The 21,843-nt window shown below is 41.8% G+C and carries 17 protein-coding genes; 9 read left to right on the top strand and 8 right to left on the bottom strand.

Annotated elements, in window-relative coordinates; all coding sequences use genetic code 11:
• Positions 1 to 335 precede the first annotated feature (335 nt).
• Positions 336 to 1,856: a malate:quinone oxidoreductase gene (locus QZ407_RS16445; RefSeq protein WP_295773578.1), complete on the top strand. Its 1,521-nt coding sequence runs from the start codon at positions 336 to 338 to the stop codon at positions 1,854 to 1,856.
• Positions 1,857 to 2,110: 254 nt separating this feature from the next.
• Here QZ407_RS16445 and QZ407_RS16440 read toward each other — a convergent pair whose 3' ends face one another.
• The gene (locus tag QZ407_RS16440) at positions 2,111 to 3,136 is read right to left on the bottom strand and encodes a cytochrome d ubiquinol oxidase subunit II (RefSeq protein ID WP_295773036.1); all 1,026 of its coding nucleotides are present in this window, start codon (positions 3,134 to 3,136) and stop codon (positions 2,111 to 2,113) included.
• A gap of 2 nt (positions 3,137 to 3,138) precedes the next feature.
• Positions 3,139 to 4,476 carry a cytochrome ubiquinol oxidase subunit I gene (locus QZ407_RS16435; RefSeq protein WP_295773034.1) on the bottom strand — a complete coding sequence of 446 codons (1,338 nt, stop codon included), beginning with the start codon at positions 4,474 to 4,476 and terminating at the stop codon, positions 3,139 to 3,141.
• A gap of 302 nt (positions 4,477 to 4,778) precedes the next feature.
• Between QZ407_RS16435 and QZ407_RS16430 the strand changes: the two genes are divergently transcribed.
• Entirely contained in the window at positions 4,779 to 5,831 is a 1,053-nt protein-coding gene (locus QZ407_RS16430) for an NAD-dependent epimerase (RefSeq protein ID WP_295773030.1), read from the top strand.
• A 2-nt stretch (positions 5,832 to 5,833) separates the two neighbouring features.
• On the opposite strand, the gene QZ407_RS16425 is transcribed toward QZ407_RS16430, so the two are convergent.
• Positions 5,834 to 6,370 carry a hypothetical protein gene (locus tag QZ407_RS16425; RefSeq protein ID WP_295773028.1) on the bottom strand — a complete coding sequence of 179 codons (537 nt, stop codon included), beginning with the start codon at positions 6,368 to 6,370 and terminating at the stop codon, positions 5,834 to 5,836.
• Positions 6,371 to 6,538: 168 nt separating this feature from the next.
• Between QZ407_RS16425 and QZ407_RS16420 the strand changes: the two genes are divergently transcribed.
• A complete protein-coding gene (locus QZ407_RS16420; RefSeq protein ID WP_295773027.1) occupies positions 6,539 to 6,898 on the top strand; it encodes a hypothetical protein in 360 nt (119 codons plus the stop codon).
• A 32-nt stretch (positions 6,899 to 6,930) separates the two neighbouring features.
• Here the strand turns inward: QZ407_RS16420 and QZ407_RS16415 are convergent, their stop codons facing one another.
• On the bottom strand, positions 6,931 to 7,599 hold the full coding sequence (locus tag QZ407_RS16415) for a phosphatase PAP2-related protein (RefSeq protein WP_295773025.1): 669 nt from the start codon (positions 7,597 to 7,599) through the stop codon (positions 6,931 to 6,933).
• A 141-nt stretch (positions 7,600 to 7,740) separates the two neighbouring features.
• On the opposite strand from QZ407_RS16415, the gene QZ407_RS16410 reads away from it, so the two are divergent.
• Together QZ407_RS16410 and fabF are read left to right on the top strand one after the other, a co-directional pair.
• On the top strand, positions 7,741 to 8,688 hold the full coding sequence (locus QZ407_RS16410) for a Smr/MutS family protein (protein ID WP_295773022.1): 948 nt from the start codon (positions 7,741 to 7,743) through the stop codon (positions 8,686 to 8,688).
• Positions 8,689 to 8,826: 138 nt separating this feature from the next.
• The gene (gene fabF / locus QZ407_RS16405; RefSeq protein ID WP_295773020.1) at positions 8,827 to 10,071 is read left to right on the top strand and encodes a beta-ketoacyl-ACP synthase II; all 1,245 of its coding nucleotides are present in this window, start codon (positions 8,827 to 8,829) and stop codon (positions 10,069 to 10,071) included.
• A 257-nt stretch (positions 10,072 to 10,328) separates the two neighbouring features.
• Here the strand turns inward: fabF and QZ407_RS16400 are convergent, their stop codons facing one another.
• From QZ407_RS16400 to QZ407_RS16385, 4 genes are all read right to left on the bottom strand, one after another.
• A complete protein-coding gene (locus tag QZ407_RS16400) occupies positions 10,329 to 11,651 on the bottom strand; it encodes an inositol-3-phosphate synthase (RefSeq protein WP_295773018.1) in 1,323 nt (440 codons plus the stop codon).
• A gap of 157 nt (positions 11,652 to 11,808) precedes the next feature.
• Entirely contained in the window at positions 11,809 to 12,792 is a 984-nt protein-coding gene (locus QZ407_RS16395; RefSeq protein ID WP_295773015.1) for an NAD(P)-dependent oxidoreductase, read from the bottom strand.
• Positions 12,789 to 13,904: a hypothetical protein gene (locus tag QZ407_RS16390; protein ID WP_295773012.1), complete on the bottom strand. Its 1,116-nt coding sequence runs from the start codon at positions 13,902 to 13,904 to the stop codon at positions 12,789 to 12,791. The genes QZ407_RS16395 and QZ407_RS16390 overlap by 4 nt, the downstream gene beginning before the upstream one ends.
• Positions 13,901 to 15,106, bottom strand: a complete 1,206-nt coding sequence (locus QZ407_RS16385; RefSeq protein WP_157539482.1) for a pyridoxal phosphate-dependent aminotransferase family protein — start codon at positions 15,104 to 15,106, stop codon at positions 13,901 to 13,903. The genes QZ407_RS16390 and QZ407_RS16385 overlap by 4 nt, the downstream gene beginning before the upstream one ends.
• Positions 15,107 to 15,508: 402 nt before the next feature.
• On the opposite strand from QZ407_RS16385, the gene QZ407_RS16380 reads away from it, so the two are divergent.
• From QZ407_RS16380 to QZ407_RS16365, 4 genes are all read left to right on the top strand, one after another.
• Positions 15,509 to 16,912: a TolC family protein gene (locus QZ407_RS16380; RefSeq protein ID WP_295773010.1), complete on the top strand. Its 1,404-nt coding sequence runs from the start codon at positions 15,509 to 15,511 to the stop codon at positions 16,910 to 16,912.
• 21 nt (positions 16,913 to 16,933) lie between these two features.
• Positions 16,934 to 18,133 (top strand): efflux RND transporter periplasmic adaptor subunit, encoded by a 1,200-nt coding sequence (locus QZ407_RS16375; protein WP_295773008.1) that lies wholly within the window; start codon positions 16,934 to 16,936, stop codon positions 18,131 to 18,133.
• A 135-nt stretch (positions 18,134 to 18,268) separates the two neighbouring features.
• Entirely contained in the window at positions 18,269 to 21,445 is a 3,177-nt protein-coding gene (locus QZ407_RS16370; RefSeq protein WP_295773006.1) for a multidrug efflux RND transporter permease subunit, read from the top strand.
• 67 nt (positions 21,446 to 21,512) lie between these two features.
• A complete protein-coding gene (locus QZ407_RS16365) occupies positions 21,513 to 21,842 on the top strand; it encodes a metalloregulator ArsR/SmtB family transcription factor (protein ID WP_295773004.1) in 330 nt (109 codons plus the stop codon).
• Position 21,843: the final 1 nt, after the last annotated feature.

Genomic DNA, 21,843 nt, shown 5'->3' with positions numbered 1-21,843 from the left:
AGTTACAGCTGGGCGTTGTTATTGTTGGCTTATAAGCTACAATGCATAGTTGTGAAGTGAAGAAGCTGTCATTGTTGCTGGATAACTGATCAATAGATGGCTTAATGTACCAGGCTAAATTGTTTAAAAATTGCTTATTGTCTGTTAATCAGATACCTCGTGCTTTTGAAAACAAAAAGGTAAAAGAATACTTTCTTTATAGGATTTTACAATGAGGTGGTTTGGTTTGATATGCACATCAAAACGTTGTTGAATATCATATTAATTGTAAATTTTATGATTAAAAATCGTAATATCACGCCGTTTTTATCACGTACATTGTAAATTGCGCACGCATTTGTACCGTTCGAAAATCAAAAATGACTAACACCGAATATACCCAGAAACCCGTAACTGATGTTGTGCTGATTGGAGCCGGAATTATGAGCGCCACTTTAGGCCTCATGTTAAAACAGCTTCAACCCGATCTTACAATTGAGATATTTGAACGCCTGGATGTGATGGCTGCCGAAAGTTCGGATGCTATGAACAATGCAGGTACCGGCCACTCTGCCTTTTGCGAGCTCAATTATACACCGCAACTTGGCGATGGTACGGTTGATATATCAAAGGCTATTAAAATTGCCGAGCAGTTTGAGGTTTCAAAGGAGTTTTGGTCGTTTTTAATTGAGAATAAGATTATTGATTCACCTAAGTCATTCATATCGGCCGTGCCGCATATGAGTTTTGTTTGGGGCGAAGAGAATGTGACCTACCTGCGCAAGCGTTACGAGGCATTAGTGAAGCATCACTTTTTTGCCGATATGGCTTACTCAGAAGATGCTGCTCAACTGCAAAACTGGATGCCTTTAGTAATGGAAGGACGCAATGCTGATGAAAAAGTATCTGCCAACCGCATGGACCTGGGTACCGACGTTAATTTCGGCGCATTAACCAATAGTCTGTTCAACTATCTTAAGCAACAGCCAGGGGTAAACCTTCACCTGAAGCACGAGGTACGTGACTTAAAGCGCGACAAAGACGGATCATGGCGCGTGCGTGTTAAAGACACAGCCAGCGGCAACAAAGTAAAATTGAAAGCCAAGTTTGTATTTGTTGGTGCCGGTGGCGGCGCTTTACATTTGCTTCAAAAATCTGATATACCTGAAAGCCGTGGTTTTGGAGGGTTCCCGGTGAGCGGACAATGGCTGGTTTGTAATAACCCCGATGTTATTGAACGCCATCAGGCTAAAGTATACGGCAAGGCATCGGTAGGTTCGCCGCCAATGTCGGTTCCGCATTTGGATACCCGTATGATTAATGGCAAGAAAGCTTTGCTATTTGGCCCTTACGCAGGCTTTTCAACCCGTTTTTTAAAAAATGGCTCATTAACTGATTTGTTTACATCTATTAATGCCGGTAACATCTTCCCGATGATGAAAGCCGGTATTGACAATATTCCGTTAACTAAGTACCTTATTAGTCAGGTAACGCAATCGGCTGATGATCGCCTGGCAGCATTAAAGGATTACTTCCCTAACGCCAAAGCCGAAGACTGGCAGTTGGACATTGCCGGACAACGTGTTCAAGTCATCAAAAAAGACCCTAAGCGTGGTGGCGTTCTTGAATTCGGTACCGAAGTGGTAGCAGCAGCCGATGGCAGCATTGCCGCCTTACTAGGTGCGTCGCCGGGTGCGTCAACCTCTGTTTCAATTATGGTGCAGTTGATTGAGCGTTGCTTTAAAGGCAAGGCACAATCGGCCGAGTGGCAAGCAAAATTAAAAGGGATGATACCGTCATACGGTCAGTCTATGGCTAAAAATGCACAGCTGGCTAATGAGACAAGAGAGCGCACTACAAAGGTGTTAGAACTATAAGGTCCTGATTCTCTGAAAAGGGAAATGAAAATATAAAAAGACAATGTCATCCTATTTGCAGGATGACATTTTTTGTTTTAGTACCCCACATGCATCGCTGTCGAATAAGCTACTCGTGCATTTAATTATCCTGGCGAGATGCTCAAATAAATTCGGCATGACGGGATAGTCGAATGTCATCTTGTCTGGTTACAACAGTTAGTTGCAATTTGTACGGGGACAGTAATTTCTTGGCTAGCTGCATTTCAAACGTTTTAATGCTCAACAAAACTACCCTTATGCCTGTCTTTCTGAAAGCTGTAATACAAATAAAACAACGACGGCAGTATAAATAAACTGCCAATAATAAGCGCCCACGCTAAGGCTGTCATTGTAGCTGCCGGTGCCTGATGTTCAAATAGCGAGAGGTGTTGCCCGTTACTTAATATCACAAAATTGGGGAAGTGAGCATAGCTAACCGCCAACAAAATCATACTTGCCTGAAAGCCTGCCAAAATACGCGGAACTACAGTTTTGCCTTTGCTTATTAACAGCCATAATGCCAACAGCGAAATTGATGCAGCAATTACGGCTGTTGCCCCAACCGGATTGCCGAATATCCATTGCATGAGTGGTACACTTTCAACAATTGACGCTATGAATACCAATGCGCCGCAAAACACAGCAATAACATTCCATTGCTTGGCTTTGCGTATAAAGCTGTTCCTGTCATCGCCAGGCGGGGCTTCGCCAATAAGATATACTGATGCAAGGAAGCCGCATAAGGCAACGGTAAATAGCCCAATGGTTAATGAAAACCAGTTAAACCAGGGCCAAACATAAGCTGATAAAAAATCGTTCGTTTCGAGGTTGATTTTTCCTGCTATAACGCCGCCTGCAATCATCCCTAAAAACAGTGGCGTTATAAAGCTCGAAAGCAAAAAGATGCGGTTGTAAACGCGTTGCATGTTATCAATTACCGCATCATAATTTCTAAAAACAAATGCTGTACCTCGCGCTGTAATGCCCAACAACATAGCCACCAACGGAATATGCAGGTAAACCGACATGGTACTGTAAATAACCGGGAAACCAACAAACAGTATAACCACAGCAATAATAAGCCACATGTGGTTAGCCTCCCAAATAGGGCCAATGGCATGGTAGGCAGTACTGCGTGTGCGATAGCGATGCCGTTTTGAAGTAAAAAGCTCTATGATACCTGCGCCAAAATCAGCACCTCCCAAAACAAGGTAAAGAAGTATTGACAGCCATAAAAAGCCAATGATAATGTATTCCATAATTATGCCTGGCTTAAGGTTAAATCATCCTGTGGTTTGTCATAAAGCTTTGGAACCATTAATATTTGCCTGTAAAGTAAAAATACCACTACTATGCTTAATGATATGTAGATACCTGTAAATAAGTAAAACGACCATGCTATGCCAGGCATAGGAGTAACGGCGTCTGCAGTGCGCATTACGCCCTGAATTATCCAAGGTTGCCGCCCTATTTCAGTCACCATCCATCCGGCCTCAACAGCAATAAAGCCTGTAGGTACAGCTATGATGAACAGTTTAAGCAACCAGTTGCTGTAAATCCAATGCTTTTTAAACCAAATAGCAATTAAATACAATATCGAAATAAGCATCATGAACATACCTAAACCCACCATAACCTGAAACGAGTAGTGCGTTATGGCCACGGGCGGCTGATTTTCAATCGGTATTTGGTCAAGTCCTTTTACCGGTGTTTTAAAATCATCATAAACTAAAAAGCTGAGAAGGCCGGGTATCTCCAGTCCGTAATTCACCTCTTTTGTTTTCTCGTTCGGTATTCCGCCCAAAACAAGTGGCGAGTAGGGTTTAGTATGAAAGTAAGCTTCCATGGCGGCCAGTTTGGCGGGTTGCCGTTTGGCTACGCTTTTGGCGGCAATATCACCGGCCAACGGCTGTAAGAGTGCCGCAACAGCGGCAAAACCAGCGGCAATCTTAAAAGCCTGCTGATGAAAATGTACGTTTTGCTTACGAACAATCATGAGGGCATGTACGCCCGCCACGGCAAAACCTGTGGAAGCGAAGGCGGCAATGGTCATGTGCAGGGCTTCCGATAACCAGGCCTCGTTAAACATGGCTTTCATAGGGTCGATGTTAAGGTACTGGCCATTTACATAATCAAACCCTGCCGGACTATTCATCCATGAGTTAGCAGCAACTACCAATATGCCCGATGCCAGTCCGCTAACGCCCACCACAACACCTGTAAACCAGTGAAAGTAGGGGTTGAGGCGCTCCCAGCCGTATAAAAAGAAGCCGAGGGCTATAGCTTCTATAAAAAACGCCGTACCTTCTAAAGAGAATGGCATACCAAATATTGGCCCGGCGTGCTTCATAAAGTTTGGCCATAAAAGCCCCAATTCAAATGATAGCATTGTGCCCGAAACGGCACCTGTAGCAAAAAATATAGCTACGCCTTTGCTCCAGGCTTTGGCAATATTTTTATGGGCGATGTCTTTTGTTTTTAGCCAGCGATAGTGCGCTACGGCCATAAAAAAGGGCATCACCATACCAATGCAGGCATATATAATATGAAACCCCAGCGAAAGGGCCATTTGCGAACGGGCAGCCAAAAAATTATCCATATGGTAATTGGTTTGTTACACAAAAGCTAAGGTACTGACGAACAGTAGCAGTGTATATACTTTTTGCTAATTATATTGATTATTTATTGAAAATAATTGCGTTAGCAAATGAGTTTGGCATGAGGGTTAATTCGTTTAAGGCACTAGAAAAGGGAGTTTAAATCGACAAATATTCTTCTTCTTATATTGCTTGCACCTTGTTTAACGTTTACAAATCTATGTTACTGCGTACGGCAGCTAATTGCGTAAATTAATTACTTTTGCAGCCTTGTTATTGTAAGGGTAACAGTGTTTTAACATATATGAAAATTTTAGTTACCGGTACCGCTGGTTTTATTGGTTTTTACGTAGCTCAAAGACTGGCAAAGTTGGGTTTTGAAGTTATTGGCGTAGATAACATTAATACTTATTACGATACCGAGTTAAAGCATGGCAGGTTACAGGCATCGGGTATTGATACAAACGGGCTGACAGATAATCAGCCCGTTAACAGCACTGTTTATAGTAACTATAGCTTTATAAAGTTAGATATATCTGACAGGGCACAAATGGAAAACCTGTTTGCTGCGTATAATTTTGATGTGGTTTGCCATTTAGCGGCACAGGCCGGTGTACGCTATTCCATTACCAATCCTCATGATTATGCGTTGAGCAACCTCTCAGGTTTCTTAAATATATTGGAAGGTTGTCGTACTATTAAAGTTAAGCACCTGGTTTATGCCAGTAGCTCAAGCGTTTATGGTTTGAATAGTAATACACCATTTTCTGTACACGACGGCGCGGCGCACCCGGTTAGCCTATATGCGGCCAGCAAAAAAAGTAACGAAATGATGGCTCACAGTTATAGCCATTTATACCAGATACCCACCACCGGACTACGCTTCTTCACCGTTTATGGCCCATGGGGCAGGCCCGATATGGCTTACTTTAAATTTGCTGATGCCATTATTAAAGGCGATCCGATTGATGTTTACAATAACGGCGATATGCAGCGTGATTTTACCTACGTGGATGATATTGTAGAAGGTATTATCCGGGTACTGGATAAGCCCGCACAGTCAAATCCTGCATGGAACAGCGGGCAGCCCGACCCTGCAACCTCAAGCGCTCCATACCGTTTATACAACATTGGTAACTCGCAGCCGGTTAAGCTGATGAAATTTATAGAGGCTTTAGAGAACTCGATAGGTAAAAAGGCACTGATTAACTTTTTGCCCATGCAAGCAGGAGACGTGCTGAGTACAGATGCTGATATGAGCGACTTGGAAACGGAGTTTAACTACCAACCTCAAACTAACATACAGGATGGAATTGACCGTTTCGTTGCCTGGTTTAAAGATTTTTATAAGGTTTAAGTTTATTCAATGGTTTGAGTAAGCTTAACCGAACTCAATAAGTTGTTTTTAAAATAGTAGCTGCACTGCACCGTAGAGTCGTCGTTCACAATGTAAAAGAGGTTAAACTTCGATACTTTAAGTTCAAGTAGTTGTAAAAACGCAGGCTTATCCATTCCTATTACAACATCTTTGTTAAGCGTTATACCTGCTTTTGTGATTAGGCCATTTTCAATGTAAAATCCTTCAGATGGCTTATAAAACAGGGTTATCTTATTGCCGGGGCTGTTAAACGTATAAAAGTAATAGGGCTCGGTTCCATTTTCCTTTTTTTCTTCTACGCTTATTTTAACCGGTACGGTAAAGCGCTTTTTGATGCGGTTGGTATCAGCCGCTAATAAGCGGCCCAGTACTTTGCTGCTTAACTCGTTGTATACAATGGTAGTATCGGCAGGGGCAGGCTCATATCGTTGTGTTGTTTGCTCTTTAGGTTTATTTTGGCAATACTGCATTAACATAGTTAAAGCGGCAACTGTTACTAAAACATATTTACGAGGCATTTGCCAAATTTAGTAATCAGTTAGGGAGCGATGCAATTTTTCTTTTTTTAAACACCTTTAAACATCAGCTCACATAATCATTTACTCAGGTATGTGATATTAATGAAAATAAAGTTATGTATTTGATATTATTAAACTTACCTTTAATTCCCTACCAATTTTTCACCTATGAATACCAAGATTATCAATTCGCTTGTACTGGCAATTTGCGGTATACTATTCTGGATTATTGTAGCTGATATTAACGGCAAATGGACAGGTTTTGTTGATTACAATGGCAGCCTGATACCCATGTCCTTTAATTTCAAAACCGATGGTGAAAAGCTTACTGGAACCACAGAAACTCCGCTTGGTGCAAACGCCATAGAAGACGGTAAGGTAGAGCGAGATCAGATCAACTTCAAAGTCGACTTAAATGGTTCAAAAGCAGTATTTACAGGTCATACCTTTGCCGATTCAATCAATCTTAAAATTAGCTATCAGGGCGAGGAATATCAAACTACCCTTAAACGCACAAGCGGGCAATAATTAAGACGGCTAATACGGTATTGATATGCTTCTTAGCACTCTACTACTTCCTGATCTATCCTTACGTTAGAAAATAAAGTTGACTGCATAATACGGTTAAGCAAAAACACAAATACAGGTGCAGCTAATATATCGATGGTATAATGAACATGTTGTACCAGCAACAGGCAGGCCATAGCTATTGTAGCAACAACCACTAATTTACGATCACTTTTGCGGGGAAGGCAAAAATACATAGCCACCAGTGTTGATGTATGACCCGAATAGAAAAGATCTTTGGTAATTACCGCATGCCCGTAAAATATACCTGTAACAGGGTCAACTAATTCAACTAAATTGGCCGGTGCTGCAAGTGGAACAAGGGTAATAGTAATTAACCGGGTAAGGCTAATTGCAACATAAAGCCACACATAACGCACGTAAATAGCCGGGGTTTTAATGGCTCTTACTAGTGTTAACAGCCCCATTCCCCATTCAATTAAAAATATATATAATGATACGTCATGGCTGGGTACGCGTGCTAATACAAAATCATGTAGCTGTACGCCGGGGCGTTGTTCAATGTGTTGAAAAAACATGGGCATCCCCGAAAGAACGAGCGCGACCAGTACAGACCCGATGATCATGAGCGAACGCTGCGAAGTGCAGTTCCACGTAGCTTTCCAATTTTGCTTAAAAGATATACTTGTATTCCGGTTCAATTTATTACTAAACTAATATGGGTTTGCAAAAATAAGTGTTTTTGTATAATGTTAAATAATTTTTATGCTAATATGAATGTGATGTTAGGTGTGACTATAATTAGGTTTAATAGTTAACTTTGCGCCGCTAATTTTTTGAATATGAAATACAAGTTGGGTGATTTTGTACGCTTTGTGGATGAGAAGATGGAGGGATACGTAACCCGCATTTTTGATGATCAGATGATTGGCGTTACCGGGGAAGACGATTTTGAAATACCTGTATTGGCCAGTAAGGTAACCACTGTGCATGGGCACGTAGCAAAAGGACAGTCTGCCGGTACAGATGCAGGGGCCGAAGCTGTAGTGCCTGCTACTGAATTTAAAAAGCACGGTATATATTTAGGTGTTGTTAGTGATATTAAAGCCGCATCTGTTGTGCATTTCAACCTTATTAATGATACATCTTATCAATTATTGGTTACGCTTACAACAGAAGGCAAGCAGTTTAAAGGCGAGTACCTGGGCATAATTGATCCAGGAACAGCCGTGCCGGTGTACTCTGCGCAACTGGCTGATATACAACTTTGGCCAAAGTTTAACTTGCAGGCGTTATTTTTTACAAGGCAAGATATGGAACCACAACAACCGCTTATTTTCAACGAAAAGTTTAAAGCTAAAGACTTTTCTGGAAGTAAGAAGCCGGTTCCGCTACTTAACCAGCAGGGCTGGCTTATGAGACTTGACGAGCCGGAGATGGTGATAGATGCACAAAAGTTAAAGGAGAGCTTTTTTAAGCCTGCGGCAGAAAAACAGGAAGTTGAAAAGCCTCAATCGGAGGTAGATTTGCATATAGAAAAGCTTAGGGATGATTACCAGTTTATAAGCAGTCATGATATTTTGCGCATCCAGCTCGAGCAGTTTAAGAAAGCGCTTGATGCAGCAATAGTTCACCAATTGCCTGACATTACTTTTATACATGGTGCCGGCAACGGCATACTGCGGCATGAATTGCACAAACAATTGAGCAAGCATCAAAAAGTACAAACGTTTCTAGATGCCCGTAAAGAGAAGTTTGGCTACGGCGCAACCAAAGTATTGTTAAAGTGATTTTTTGACTTGTGGTTACAATGATTACATGATTGATTCACAATGTTTTAGAAAAGTTAGAAAGCATTTACAAAGTCAACATAATAAGTTTACAAGCATCGGTGTAATCTTACAAGCATCGGTGTAATTTAGCATAGAATGAAAAGAGTAGTAATAACCGGAATGGGTGTTGTATCGGCCCTGGGTACCGATGTAGCAACCTTTTGGGATAATATTAAAAACGGCCGTAGCGGAGCAAAAGCAATTACCCGTTTTGATGCAGCCAAATTTAAAACGCAGTTTGCAGCGCAGTTGCCCCATGATTTTAGCGCATTGCAATTTTTAGATCGTAATGAAGTTAAGCGTAACGATTTATATACACAATATGCTTTAATAGCAGCTAAACAGGCTATCGAAGATTCGGGTTTTGATGTATCGGCAATGTCACCTTATGATGTGGGTGTAATATTTGGTTCGGCCCAGGGTGGCATGGAAACTTTTGAGCAGCAGGTGCGCGAGTACGTTGCTACTAACCACGAGCCGCATTTTAATCCATTTTTTATACCTAAAACGCTGGTGAATATGGCTGCTGGCTTAATATCCATTAAGTATGGCTTTATGGGAATTAACTTTACTACCGTAACGGCTTGCGCAAGCGCCAATACAGCTATTATGGATGCACTTAACTATATACGCTGGGGTAAAGCCAAAATAATTGTTACGGGTGGAGCTGATGCGCCTATAACTGAAGCCTCAATAGGTGGCTACAATGCACTCAAAGCCTTATCAACGCGTAATACTGACCCTCAGGCAGCATCAAGGCCGTTTGATGTGGAACGCGATGGCTTTGTAATGGGCGAGGGGGCTGGTGTTTTAGTGCTCGAAGAATATGAACACGCCGTACAGCGTGGCGCAACTATCTATGCTGAAATTAGCGGGGCTGCCATGACGGGTGACGCCTACCATATAACAGCAACTCATCCTGAGGGTAAGGGTGCTATCAAAGCAATGGAATTAGCTGTAATGGACGCCAGCCTTAACCATGCCGATGTAGATTATATGAATGCTCATGCTACATCAACACCGGTGGGTGATATAAGCGAAGCGAAAGCGATTCACGCAGCATTTGGCAATAACAATGCACGTTTATCTGTAAGTGCAACTAAGTCAATGACCGGGCACCTATTGGGTGCAGCAGGTGCTATTGAGGCCATTATATCAGTTAAAGCAGTAACTGATAATGTGGTGCCACCAACAGTAAATACAACAGAATTAGACCCGCAATTGCCGCAGGATTTACATATCGTTACCGGTTCGGCTATCGAGAAAACGGTAAACGTAGCCATGAGTAATACCTTTGGTTTCGGTGGGCATAACGCTGTTGCAGTTTTCAAAAAGGTTTAACTATTGAAATGTACAGTGGAGAGCAGCCTTCTAAAGGCGGCTTTTTTTTATGGCATTGGTTTTTTGCGTCCGATTTTATTAAACCGTTTCATGTTTGAAAAAAACAGCTTAATATGAGCAGTTCAAATATTGAAATCAATTCAATAGAATAATTGGATAGCGTTGAAACCAACTAAAAATTCATAAGCTAATATTGATACAATAAAAAAGGCTGCCCTTTTAAGGCAGCCTTAGGGTGTGATAAGGTTTAGGGAATTTTACATAGCGTCAACTACATCCTGATAATAATCAAGACCTAAATGTGTAATTAAGTCTTCGCCCATCATGTGGCGCAGGGTGTTTTGCAACTTGGTTAACTGTTTAAATATATCATGCTCAGGAGCTAAGCCCGGTGCAGTTTGCGGCGATTTAAGATAGAATGACAGCCACTCTTGAACACCACTCATACCTGCACGTTTAGCCAAATCGCTAAATAAAGCTAAGTCAAGCGCAACAGGTGCTGCCAAAATTGAGTCGCGGCAAAGGAAGTTGATTTTAATTTGCATTTTGTAGCCTAACCAACCAAAAATGTCAATATTATCCCAGCTTTCTTTTGCATCGCCGTGAGGAGGATAGTAGTTGATACGTACTTTGTGATACATATCGCCATACAAATCTTGGTTAATCTCCGGCTTGAAAATTTCTTCAAGAACGCTCAGTTTAGATACTTCTTTAGTTTTGAAGTTATCGGGATCGTCTAATACATAACCATCGCGGTTACCTAAAATATTGGTAGAGAACCAACCGTTAACGCCTAAAGCACGTGCTGCTAAACCAGGCGCAACTATAGTTTTCATTAAAGTTTGACCTGTTTTAAAGTCTTTACCGGCAATCGGAGTTTCAGTGTATTTTGCTAACTCAACCAAAGCAGGGATATCAACAGTTAAGTTAGGAGCGCCGTTAACAAATGGGATGCCTAATTTTAATGCCGCGTACGCGTAAAGCATGCTTGGTGCAATCAGTTTATCATCATTAGCTAAACCTTGCTCAAATGCAACAATGCTTTGGTGTACTTGTGACTCTTCAAAGTAAACCTCGGTAGAACCACACCATAAAACAACTACGCGATCCAAGCCATTTTGCTCCTGAAAGTTTTTAATATCTTCCATTAGCTCATTGGCCATATCTAAACGAGTACCTGTTTTTACATGAGTACCGTCTAAGTTTTTAGCATAGTTTTTATCAAAAGCAGCAGTCATGGGTTTAACCGACTCTAACTCAGCTTTAACCGAGTCAAGTAAGCTTCTTTCTAATACCTCAGCATTAACAGCAGCTTCGTAAACGTTATCTGAGTATACGTCCCAACCACCCCAAACAATGTCTGTAAGGTTGGCCAGCGGAACAAATTCTTTAATTTTCGGATAGCGATTTTCAGTTCTTTTACCAAGGCGGATGTTACCCATTTGTGTAAGGGCGCCAATTGGTTTAGATAAGCCTTTGTTTACTGCTTCAACACCGGCAATAAGCGTAGTAGCTACTGCACCTAATCCCGGAATCAGTATACCTAGCTTGCCATTTGCAGGTTTAACGTTGTTTTCCATCTTTTTTTTCTATTGTATTTAATATAATAAAAAGCCGTAGCTGTTTATACTTATTGTAAGTATGACAATTGCAAGCAAAAGTCAAAATTTATTTACTTAATCGATTTCGTAATTAAGTAAAATTATATCCCTTATCGAAACGATAAGGGATTTTATATTATAACCACTTATTTTCTTTATACCAGGAAAGCGTTTCGGCTAATCCCCGCTCAAGATCATACTGCGGTGCAAAATTCAATTCCTGCTGTGCTTTATCAATGCTACAAATCCAGCTTACTGCAGTCAGCTCATTAAGCTTTTCTACATTTAAGGCTGATGCTTTTTTTGTAATGCGGCTTATGCCTTCGGCAATACCAGCCACAACCCATATTACAGACACCGGCAAATGTATTTTAAATGTTTTAACGCTAAGTAAGCGTTTTGTAATATTTGCTAATTCATAACGGTTATAACGTTTTCCGTCAGAAAGCAAATAAGCGCTGTTATGTCCATGCGTCAATCCCAAAACACATGCCTGGGCCAAATCCTTAACATATATAAAGCTTAAGTATTGGTCTATACGGCCTATGTACGGTTCAAAGCCACCTGCAAATTGTTTAAGTACTATCAATATGTCCTTATCACGCGGGCCATATACAGCAGTTGGTCTTAATATAACGTAATTTAAACCTTCAATCTGCTTAAACGCTTCTTCAGCACGTTTTTTGCTGTTACCGTAAGCGGTAACCGGCGCTTGCACGCTGTTTTCAGTAAGGCAACCTTCAGTTGTATTTAAAGGTCCTACTGCGGCTAAGCTGCTAACAAAAACAAACTTTTTAATACGGTTGCTTTTAACAGCTGCCTTAGCAAGGTTTACCGCGTAGCCGGTATTAACTGCATCATACTCGGCTGCAGAATTTGCTTTAGTTACACCTGCGGCGTGAATGATGTAATCATATTGATTTTCTGCAATCTCTTTACTTAAAGCTTCAATATCATTAAAGTTTGTATAAGCGTATTGTATATCAAACTCTTTTAAATGATCTACTTTACTGCTTTTACGTACCGCTGCATATACATCAAGGTTAGCTTTTAAAGCTGCTTCAACTAAATGATAACCTACAAAGCCACTTGCACCGGTAATCAGTACACGTTCTTTCATATAGCTTTTTCGTAGATGCGGTATTTTTTGTAAGGGTCACCTTTTATAGCCAAAATAGCGTTGTTGATTAAATCATTGCTTTCAAGGGTCCATGAGGCTTCGGCATAATCTAAACCTTTACGGCGATATTCTTTTATGATAGTGCCATATAAACAGGCCTCAATGCCCATTTTTCGATAGCCGTCAACCACGCCAAGCGTAATAATACGAATGCCTCTTATTTTCTTTTTACCTAACAAGATTTTGAAGATACCAGTTGGCAATAAACGACCACGTTTTACCTTGCGCAAAATTTGATTTAAATCAGGTAGGGCGAGGCCAAAACCAATAATTTTACCTTTTTGCTCAGCCACAATCAAAAAATCCGGATCTAAAAGCATTTTCAGGTCTTTTGCAAGATAGTCCCATTCCTTGTCAGTCATAGGTACGAAGCCTAGGTTTTTATCCCATGCAGCATTATACACATCGCGTATCGCTAAAGATTCTTCTTTGAAGTTCTTCATGTTTACGCTGCGTATGGTGATATCGTTGCGTTTAAGACGCTCCTGTATGCGATCTAAGAGCTGGAATGATTTGTCATCATATCCTTCCTTGCCGAATTTGAAAGCCAGTAGATCTACCTTTTTTTGCAATCCGGCTTTTTCAATCAGCTCAGCATAGTAAGCTGCGTTGTAGGTCATCATCACCAGTGGCGGCGAATCAAAACCCTGTATAAGCAATCCGCAAGTTTCATTAGTAGAAAAATTCACCGGACCAATAATGGTGCTTACCTTTTTGTTACGCAACCATTGTTCAGCCGTGTCAAAAAGTAGCGTGGCTACTTTTTCATCATTTATACAGTCAAAAAAACCAAAAAAGCCATCATTGGCTTTATTAAATTCATTGTGGCTGTTATTTAAGATGGCGGCTATACGTCCAACCACCTTTTTACCTTCATAGGCCAAAAAGCATTGAAGCTCGTTGTGTTCATGAAAGGGGTGAGTGGTTAGCAGGTCGCGCTGGGCTATAAACAACTCCGGAACATAGTTCGGATCGTTTGCATACAGGTCGTGCGGAAAGTCTATAAAAGCAGCAAGCTCCTTTTTGGAGCTTACTGCGACAATATTTGTCATATTTTTTCTTTTACTGTAGTAACGCCTACTTCTTTAAATACACGCGATATTTTATCAACGGCTTCGTCTATCTGAGCAAACGTGTGGGTAGCCATTAACGAGAAACGGAGTAATGATGAATCAGAAGGTACAGCAGGAGATACCACCGGATTTACAAACACGCCATTGTCTTGCAATAATTTGGTAACCGCAAAGGTTTTATCATTATCACGAATGTAAATAGGAAGAATAGGGCTTTCAGTAGGGCCTAAGTCAAAACCTTCTTCAGTAAGAAGTTTCATGGCATAATTAGTATTATCCCACAATTTTTCAATACGCTCAGGTTCGGCCTCAATAATATCCAATGCGGCAATAACGCTTGCTACTGATGCCGGTGGCATACTTGCGCTAAACATTAATGATCGTGCACGGTGTTTTAAATAATCAACTGTTTCATGATCGGCAGCTATAAAACCGCCTAATGATGCAAATGACTTACTGAATGTACCCATAATAAGGTCAACATCATCATTCATGTTAAAGTGTGATGCTGTACCAGCACCATTTACACCAATAACACCAAGACTATGTGCGTCGTCAACAAAAATGTTGGCACCGTATTGCTCAGCTAATACTGCAACTTCGGGTAACTTAACAATGTCACCTTCCATGCTGAAGATACCGTCAACAGCAATTACTTTAACAGCTTCTTCGGGCAGCAGGGCCAATTTACGCTGTAAGTCCTGCATGTCATTGTGTGCATATTTAATTACACGTGAAAACGAAAGGCGGCTACCGTCAATAATAGAGGCGTGATCGTATTCGTCAAGTATTAAATAGTCGTTACGGCCGGTGATGCATGACAATACGCCAAGATTAACCTGAAAACCAGTACTAAAAAGCACTGCAGCTTCTTTACCTACGTAGGCAGCCAAACGGTTTTCAAGCTCGATGTGAATATCAAGTGTACCGTTCAGAAATCTTGATCCGGCGCAACCTGTTCCGTATTTATCAACGGCTTTTTTAGATGCTTCTTTTATTTTAGGATGGTTGGTTAAGCCCAAATATGAATTGGAACCAAACATAAGCACACGTTGCCCATCAATTATCACCTCAGTATCCTGGCCAGATGAAATAGGTCTAAAAAATGGGTAAACACCCTTATCCCTCACATCTTTTACGTCTGTAAACTGAGCTATCTTCTCATGTAGTCTTTTACGCATTTATTAACCCTGCTTAAATTTTTTGTAAAAATACCAATCAAAAAGCTTAAAACTTATACTTGATATGTAAATTTTTTTAATGATATGGGTTAGGGCAATATTAATAGTATGCATTAACCCATGCTATCTATCTGGCAAAGTAATCAAAAATTTTAGATATCCGTATTACGCTTTTCAAAATTGTTTTAAAAAATTACATTTTTGAAACGATACAATGTCTTAATGCTTCATTAATGTAAAATTTCAATTAGGGTTACCTTTTTCCTTTAATTATTGTGCAATATTGCCGCTCCTCTAATTAGTCTCTAATATAAAACTTATGCCCGTGTTGTATGTTCTGCACAAGCACGGTGCCATTATTCTATGAAAAATTTTTATCGGCTTTTATTAATCACAATTTTATTGGCGGCGCCATCTCTTATACTGGCGCAAACAGCAAGAGATACGCTTGCGAGCAAGCTAACCTTAGAGCAGTGTATTGATTTTGCGTTACGTAACCAGCCCGCAGTTAGGCAAGCTAACATTGATGAAGAAATTAATGAAAAAGATATTCGCATCAGTTTGGCTGATTGGCTGCCTCAGGTGAATTCAACAGGTAGCTTTCAACATTATTTACAACGCTTTAACGCGTTCGCTGCATCTACAGGTGCAGGAACCAGCGCAGGTGGTACTGGAGCCGGAACAGGCACTGGTGGTACCGGCGGAACAGGAGGTACCGGCAACGGTACAGGTGTAGGCGCAGGTGGCGGAGCAGTAGGCGGTCAGCAATTAGCTATTGCCAATAATGTATCAAACCTTGGCGTGTCAGCCAGTCAGGTTATTTACAATAATGATGTGTTGCAGGCATCAAAAGCTTCAAAATTTTCAAGGCAATACTACAAGCAAAATACCATTAGCGCTAAAATTGATGTGGTATCAAACGTAAGTAAAGCATTTTATGATTTATTGCTATCGCAGCGTCAGCTTGATATAATCAATCAGGATATTGCCCGCCTACAGCGCAATTTAAAAGATGCCAATGCCCGTTACCAGGCTGGAGTGGTTGACAAAATTGATGCTAAGCAAGCTACCATTGGTTTAAACAACTCTTTAGCAACGCGCAAGCAATTACAGGAATCAGTAAATAGTCGTACCGCTTATTTAAAGCAGCTAATGGGATATACTCCTCAAAGGCCGCTTACCGTTACTTATGATTCGGTACGCCTTGAACGAGAAACGCTGATTGATACCAACCAGGTGCTCAACGTAAATAACCGTATTGAGTACAGCTTGCTCGAAACACAAAAAAATTTAAACAACGTGCGGGTAAGCTATTATAAATATGGTTTCCTTCCTTCGTTGTCGGCAGTAGGCTCATACAACTTGCTGTATTTTAACAGCAGTTTATCCGGATTGTATAAAGACGCTTTCCCTACTTCTCTTGTAGGATTAAATATTGCTATCCCCATATTTCAGGGAACCAAACGCTTGCAAAACCTGAGCAAGGCACGCCTGCAGGTTAAGCGTACAGATCTTGATTTGGAAAACACACGCAACGCAATAAATACCGAGTTTACCCAGGCTATCGCAAACTACAAAAGCAACTATACCAACTACAACACTTTGCGCCAAAACGTAGACCTGGCAAAAGATGTATATAACATTGTAAGCCTGCAGTACAGGGAGGGCATTAAAACTTACCTTGATCTTATTGTTGCGCAAACTGATTTACGCACAGCTTCACTTAATTATTACAACGCGTTGTTCCAGCTGCTATCAAGCAAAGTTGATGTACAGCGGGCACTGGGAACTTTACCTGTACGATAAATTTTAGACTAAACTGATTATATGAAAACAATATATACCTTATCAGCCATTCCATTAGCCTTGCTTTTATGGACGGGCTGCAAAAATAAAGATGATAAGAGTGCAGCGGCTGCTGCGCCGCCTGCAACACCAGTTAACGTAACCGAAGCTCAGAGGTTAAATTCGGTTTATTATGACCAATATCAGGGTACGGTAACGGCTTTAAGCAGCGTTGAACTGCGCGCGCAGGTTACGGGTTATATTACCGGAATATTTTTTAAAGAAGGTGAAGTAGTACCTAAAGGTAAGTTACTTTACGAAATAGACCGCCGTAATTACGAAGCCGCATATCAGCAGGCAAAAGCAAGTCTAGCCAGTTCAGAAGCAAACCTGGTTCGTGCAAAAAAAGATGCCGACCGTTACTCATTCCTGCTTAAACAGGATGCTGTTGCGCGCCAAACTTATGACCAGGCGGTGGCTACACTTGCTACTGCGCAGGCACAGGTAGCATCATCAAAAGCAGGTGTATCAACTGCTCTTACCAATTTATCTTATTCACGTATTGTTGCTCCGTTTACCGGTCGAATTGGTATTTCACAGGTAAGGCTTGGAGCTCAGGTAACACCGGGGACTACCTTATTGAATACCATATCGAGTGAAAACCCCATTGGCGTTGATATCGTGATCAATGAACAGTCGGTAGATCGTTTTTATGATTTGCAGAAACATACTACTGATTCAACTTTCAGGTTAAAACTTAGCACCGGCTCTATGTATAACCAAAAGGGTCGCATATATGCTATTGACAGGGGGGTTAACAGTTTGACAGGCTCGGTTAAAGTAAGGGTGCAGTTTCCAAATCCGCAAGATAGTTTGCGCGATGGTATGAGCGGCGTACTTAATGTACTAAATGACCAATCGGGCGAGCGTGTACAAATACCTTATAAAGCCGTTACGGAGCAAATGGGAGAGTACTTCGTTTTCTTACAGGCCGATACTGTTGCCAAGCAGCAGAAGATAATTTTAGGTCCGCGTATTGGTGAAAATGTAGTGGTAATGGATGGTGTGAAAGAAGGCCAGAAGGTGATAACCGAAGGTTTTCAGCGTTTGCGTGATGGTGGTAAAATAACCATTGGAATGCCGCCGGCGCAAGGAGCACAGGGCGGTGCTGGTGCACCTGCCGGAGGAGCCCAGGGTGGCGGTGCTGCAGGTGGTGGCAAGGCCGAGGAGAAAAAGAAATAGCTCCATGTAACTCCTTGCCAAAGGCAGAGAGCTTTATAATGACGCAAATTAGGGTTAACAACCTTATTTAAAACACAGAGAATATCCCAAAAACCGCTCCTTGTTAATAGGGGCGATTGGGTTAATAATTATACAATGATTGCAGATGTATTTATAAAAAGACCGGTTACTGCTATTGTTATCTCAATAGTAATTGTGGTAGTTGGTATATTATCTATAACCAGTTTGGCTATAGGGCAATACCCTGATATAACACCGCCAACGGTACAGGTAACAGGTAACTATACAGGTGCTGATGCGCTCACCGTTGAGCAAACGGTTGCTACCCCTGTAGAGGTGCAGGTGAACGGTACCCCGGGTATGACCTACCTTCAAAGTAACAGTACCAGCAATGGTCAAATGAGCATGACGGTTAACTTTGAAGTAGGCACTGACATTAACATTGCCGCACTCGATGTACAAAACCGTGTAAGTATTGCTCAACCAACTTTACCGCAGGAAGTGCAGCGTTTAGGTTTGACGGTGCGTAAGCGTAACCCTAGTATTTTAATGCTTGTGGCTATGTACTCGCCTAAGGGCACCCACGATGTTACTTACATTGATAACTACACAAACGTATTCATCAGGGATGCTTTATTGCGTACCAAGGGTGTAGGTGACGTGTTTACCCGTGCCGATGATTTCAGTATGCGTATTTGGCTTAAGCCCGATAAATTAGCCTCTTATGGTATGACCGCGGCCGAGGTTACAGCGGCCCTGCAAGAACAAAACGTACAGGTAGCTGCCGGTACAGTAGGAGCGCCGCCACAACTTAAAGGCCAAACATTTGAATACACGGTACTTACCAAAGGCCGTTTGGTTAAGCCCGAAGAGTTCGAGAACATTATCGTACGCACTCAGCCAAACACCGGTGCCTTAGTTCACTTACGTGATGTAGCCCGCGTACAGTTAGGTAAATTTAACTACACAGGTAACTCATTTGTTGATGGTAAGCGTGCTTCATACCTATTAGTATATCAGGCGCCAAACAGTAACTCACTCGAGACTGCCGAGGGCGTGTACGCCACCATGGAGCAGCTCAAAAAAACCTTCCCTGCTGATGTTGACTACATTGTACCTTTTGAATCGGTAACGGTGGTAAAGGTATCGGTAGAGGAGGTAATCCATACTTTGGTTGAAGCATTGGCATTGGTTGTATTGGTGGTGTTCCTGTTCCTGCAAAGCTGGAGGGCAACCTTAATACCTGTACTGGCTATCCCGGTTTCAATTATCGGTACGTTTATTTTCTTTATACCACTAGGCTTCACTATAAATACACTTACACTATTTGGTTTTGTACTGGCTATTGGTATTGTGGTGGATGATGCCATTGTGGTGGTTGAAGCTGTGCAGCACTACATGGACGAGGAAGGCATGTCGCCTCGGGAAGCTACAGAACACGCCATGCGTGATATATCGGCACCGGTAATTGCCATTGCGCTTATTTTGGCGGCGGTGTTTGTGCCGGTGGGTTTTGTTCCGGGTATTGTGGGCAGGTTGTACCAACAGTTTGCCATCACCATTGCAATCTCTGTGCTTATATCGGCTTTTGTGGCACTATCACTTACTCCGGCTTTGTGTACCATTATGCTTAAGCCTCACAAAATTGATGAAAATTCAAAAGGCTGGCTCGACAGGTTCTTTTTCAAGTTCAACAACTGGTTTGCACGCGTAACCGAGAAATATGGTAATGGCGTTCATCGCAGTATCAAAGCTTCGCGGTTTGTAGTCATATTGCTGATTTGTATCATAGTAGGCACGGTATTCCTGTTTAAAGGTAAGCCATCAGGCTTTTTACCTATCGAGGATGAGGGACGTATTTTCGTTACTTACGATTTGCCTGAAGGTTCATCAACTGAGCGTACCGTTGGCGTACTTAAAAATATGATGGCCACCATTGACAGCATACCGGGCATTGGCCACTATGCGGCATTGGGTGGTTTGAACGCAGTTAACTTTGCAAGTAAATCAAACAGTGCAACGGTATTCGTGCAGCTTAAGCCATGGGCCGAACGTAAAGGCGACGGTGAAGATGCTGCGGGTATAGTTGCTAAATTACAGCAACGCCTTGCCCGCTACAAGGAAGCCAGCGTAGTTGTAATTCAACCGCCAGCAATACCTGGTTTAGGTAATACGGCAGGTTTCTCATTTATATTTGAAGAGAAGCAGGCAGGCGGCGACATCAAAACATTTGAGAAAACCTTGCAAGGCTTTATTGCCGCTCTGGGGCAACGCAAAGAGATATCACGTTCGTTCTCCTTCTTTACTGCCCGTACACCGGCCTACCAGCTTACTGTTGACCGTGAGAAAGCAAAACGCCTGGGTGTGCAGATTTCAGACATTAATAATGCTCTGCAGACCTATTTGGGTAGTGCCTACATTAACGACTTTACTATTTACGGTCGTAACTTCCGTGTGGTAGCTCAGGCCGATACATCTTACCGTACCAGCATACAAAATCTGGGACAATTCTTTGTTCGCAATTCATCTGGTACTATGGTGCCGCTTAGTACGGTTACTTCTTACAAAGTTATTGAGAACGCACCGCTTATATCGCATTACAACTTATTCCGCTCTGCCGAAATTAACGGTAGCCCTGCACCGGGTTACAGTAGCGGTGATGCAATCAAAGCCTTACAGGAAACTGCCGCGCAGTACTTACCAGAGGGGTATGGCTACGAATTTTCGGGTCTAAGTCGCGAGGAAATGCTTTCTGGTTCAAAAACCGTTTACATATTTGCCTTATCAATTGGCTTCGTGTTCCTGTTCCTTGCAGCGTTGTATGAGAGCTGGTCTGTACCGTTTTCGGTTATGCTTGCCGTACCGCTGGGCGCATTTGGTGCAATTTTGTTCTTAACCTTTTTGCCAAAACTTACCAATAACGTATACGCCCAAATTGGTTTGATTACGCTCATCGGTCTCTCGGCCAAAAACGCTATCCTGATTGTGGAGTTTGCTAAAGAAAGGTTAGATGCAGGTCATGGTTTAGAAAAATCGGTATTAGAAGCCGTTAGGTTACGTTTAAGGCCAATCATCATGACTTCGCTTGCCTTTATATTAGGTGTAGTTCCGCTTATGATTGCATCGGGCGCGGGTGCCGAAGCTCGTAAAACCATAGGTTGGACGGTGTTTGGCGGTATGCTTGCAGCAACCTCACTGGCTGTTTTTGTAGTGCCGGTGCTGTTTTACATAATTACACACTTTGCTTACGGTGAAAAGAAACTTGCCGAGTTAGAGCAAAACCGAAAGGATGACGATAAAGAACATCATTAAAGAAAAAAAGGAGCTTCAATTTGATGCTCCTTTTTTATATGAAAAATTAATCGTAATATTGCGATAGATGGGCGTTACCAAAACCGAAATATTCACCAGTGAGCAAAATCACTTAGCTAATATGCTTAAAGCATTAGCTCACCCGGCTCGTATTGCCATTTTACAGCACATTATAAAAGCGAATGCATGTGTTTGTGGCCACTTGGTTGAAGAGTTAGGCCTGGCACAGGCAACAGTTTCACAGCATTTAAAGGAACTGAAAAATGCAGGTATTATACAAGGCACTATTGATGGAGTAAGTATTTGCTACTGCATAGAGCCAAAGGCATGGAATATACTCGCCGCACAAGTGGGGCATTTATTTAATTCATACAAACAACCAACTACCTGCTGTTAAA

Origin of the sequence: uncultured Mucilaginibacter sp., assembly GCF_913773635.1 — a bacterium.
In the GTDB taxonomy this organism is placed as follows: Bacteria; Bacteroidota; Bacteroidia; order Sphingobacteriales; family Sphingobacteriaceae; genus Mucilaginibacter.
Note: the sequence above shows the minus strand (reverse complement) of the source record. Positions and strands in the feature narration are given on the sequence as shown.

Coding starts and splice junctions, on each gene's coding strand:
- fabF (WP_295773020.1), top strand. CDS start 8,827: ATGAAAAGAGTAGTAATAACCGGAATGGGTGTTGTATCGGCCCTGGGT.
- QZ407_RS16420 (WP_295773027.1), top strand. CDS start 6,539: ATGAATACCAAGATTATCAATTCGCTTGTACTGGCAATTTGCGGTATA.
- QZ407_RS16395 (WP_295773015.1), bottom strand. CDS start 12,792: ATGAAAGAACGTGTACTGATTACCGGTGCAAGTGGCTTTGTAGGTTAT.
- QZ407_RS16370 (WP_295773006.1), top strand. CDS start 18,269: ATGATTGCAGATGTATTTATAAAAAGACCGGTTACTGCTATTGTTATC.
- QZ407_RS16365 (WP_295773004.1), top strand. CDS start 21,513: ATGGGCGTTACCAAAACCGAAATATTCACCAGTGAGCAAAATCACTTA.
- QZ407_RS16440 (WP_295773036.1), bottom strand. CDS start 3,136: ATGGAATACATTATCATTGGCTTTTTATGGCTGTCAATACTTCTTTAC.
- QZ407_RS16410 (WP_295773022.1), top strand. CDS start 7,741: ATGAAATACAAGTTGGGTGATTTTGTACGCTTTGTGGATGAGAAGATG.
- QZ407_RS16385 (WP_157539482.1), bottom strand. CDS start 15,106: ATGCGTAAAAGACTACATGAGAAGATAGCTCAGTTTACAGACGTAAAA.
- QZ407_RS16425 (WP_295773028.1), bottom strand. CDS start 6,370: ATGCCTCGTAAATATGTTTTAGTAACAGTTGCCGCTTTAACTATGTTA.
- QZ407_RS16375 (WP_295773008.1), top strand. CDS start 16,934: ATGAAAACAATATATACCTTATCAGCCATTCCATTAGCCTTGCTTTTA.
- QZ407_RS16400 (WP_295773018.1), bottom strand. CDS start 11,651: ATGGAAAACAACGTTAAACCTGCAAATGGCAAGCTAGGTATACTGATT.
- QZ407_RS16430 (WP_295773030.1), top strand. CDS start 4,779: ATGAAAATTTTAGTTACCGGTACCGCTGGTTTTATTGGTTTTTACGTA.
- QZ407_RS16435 (WP_295773034.1), bottom strand. CDS start 4,476: ATGGATAATTTTTTGGCTGCCCGTTCGCAAATGGCCCTTTCGCTGGGG.
- QZ407_RS16390 (WP_295773012.1), bottom strand. CDS start 13,904: ATGACAAATATTGTCGCAGTAAGCTCCAAAAAGGAGCTTGCTGCTTTT.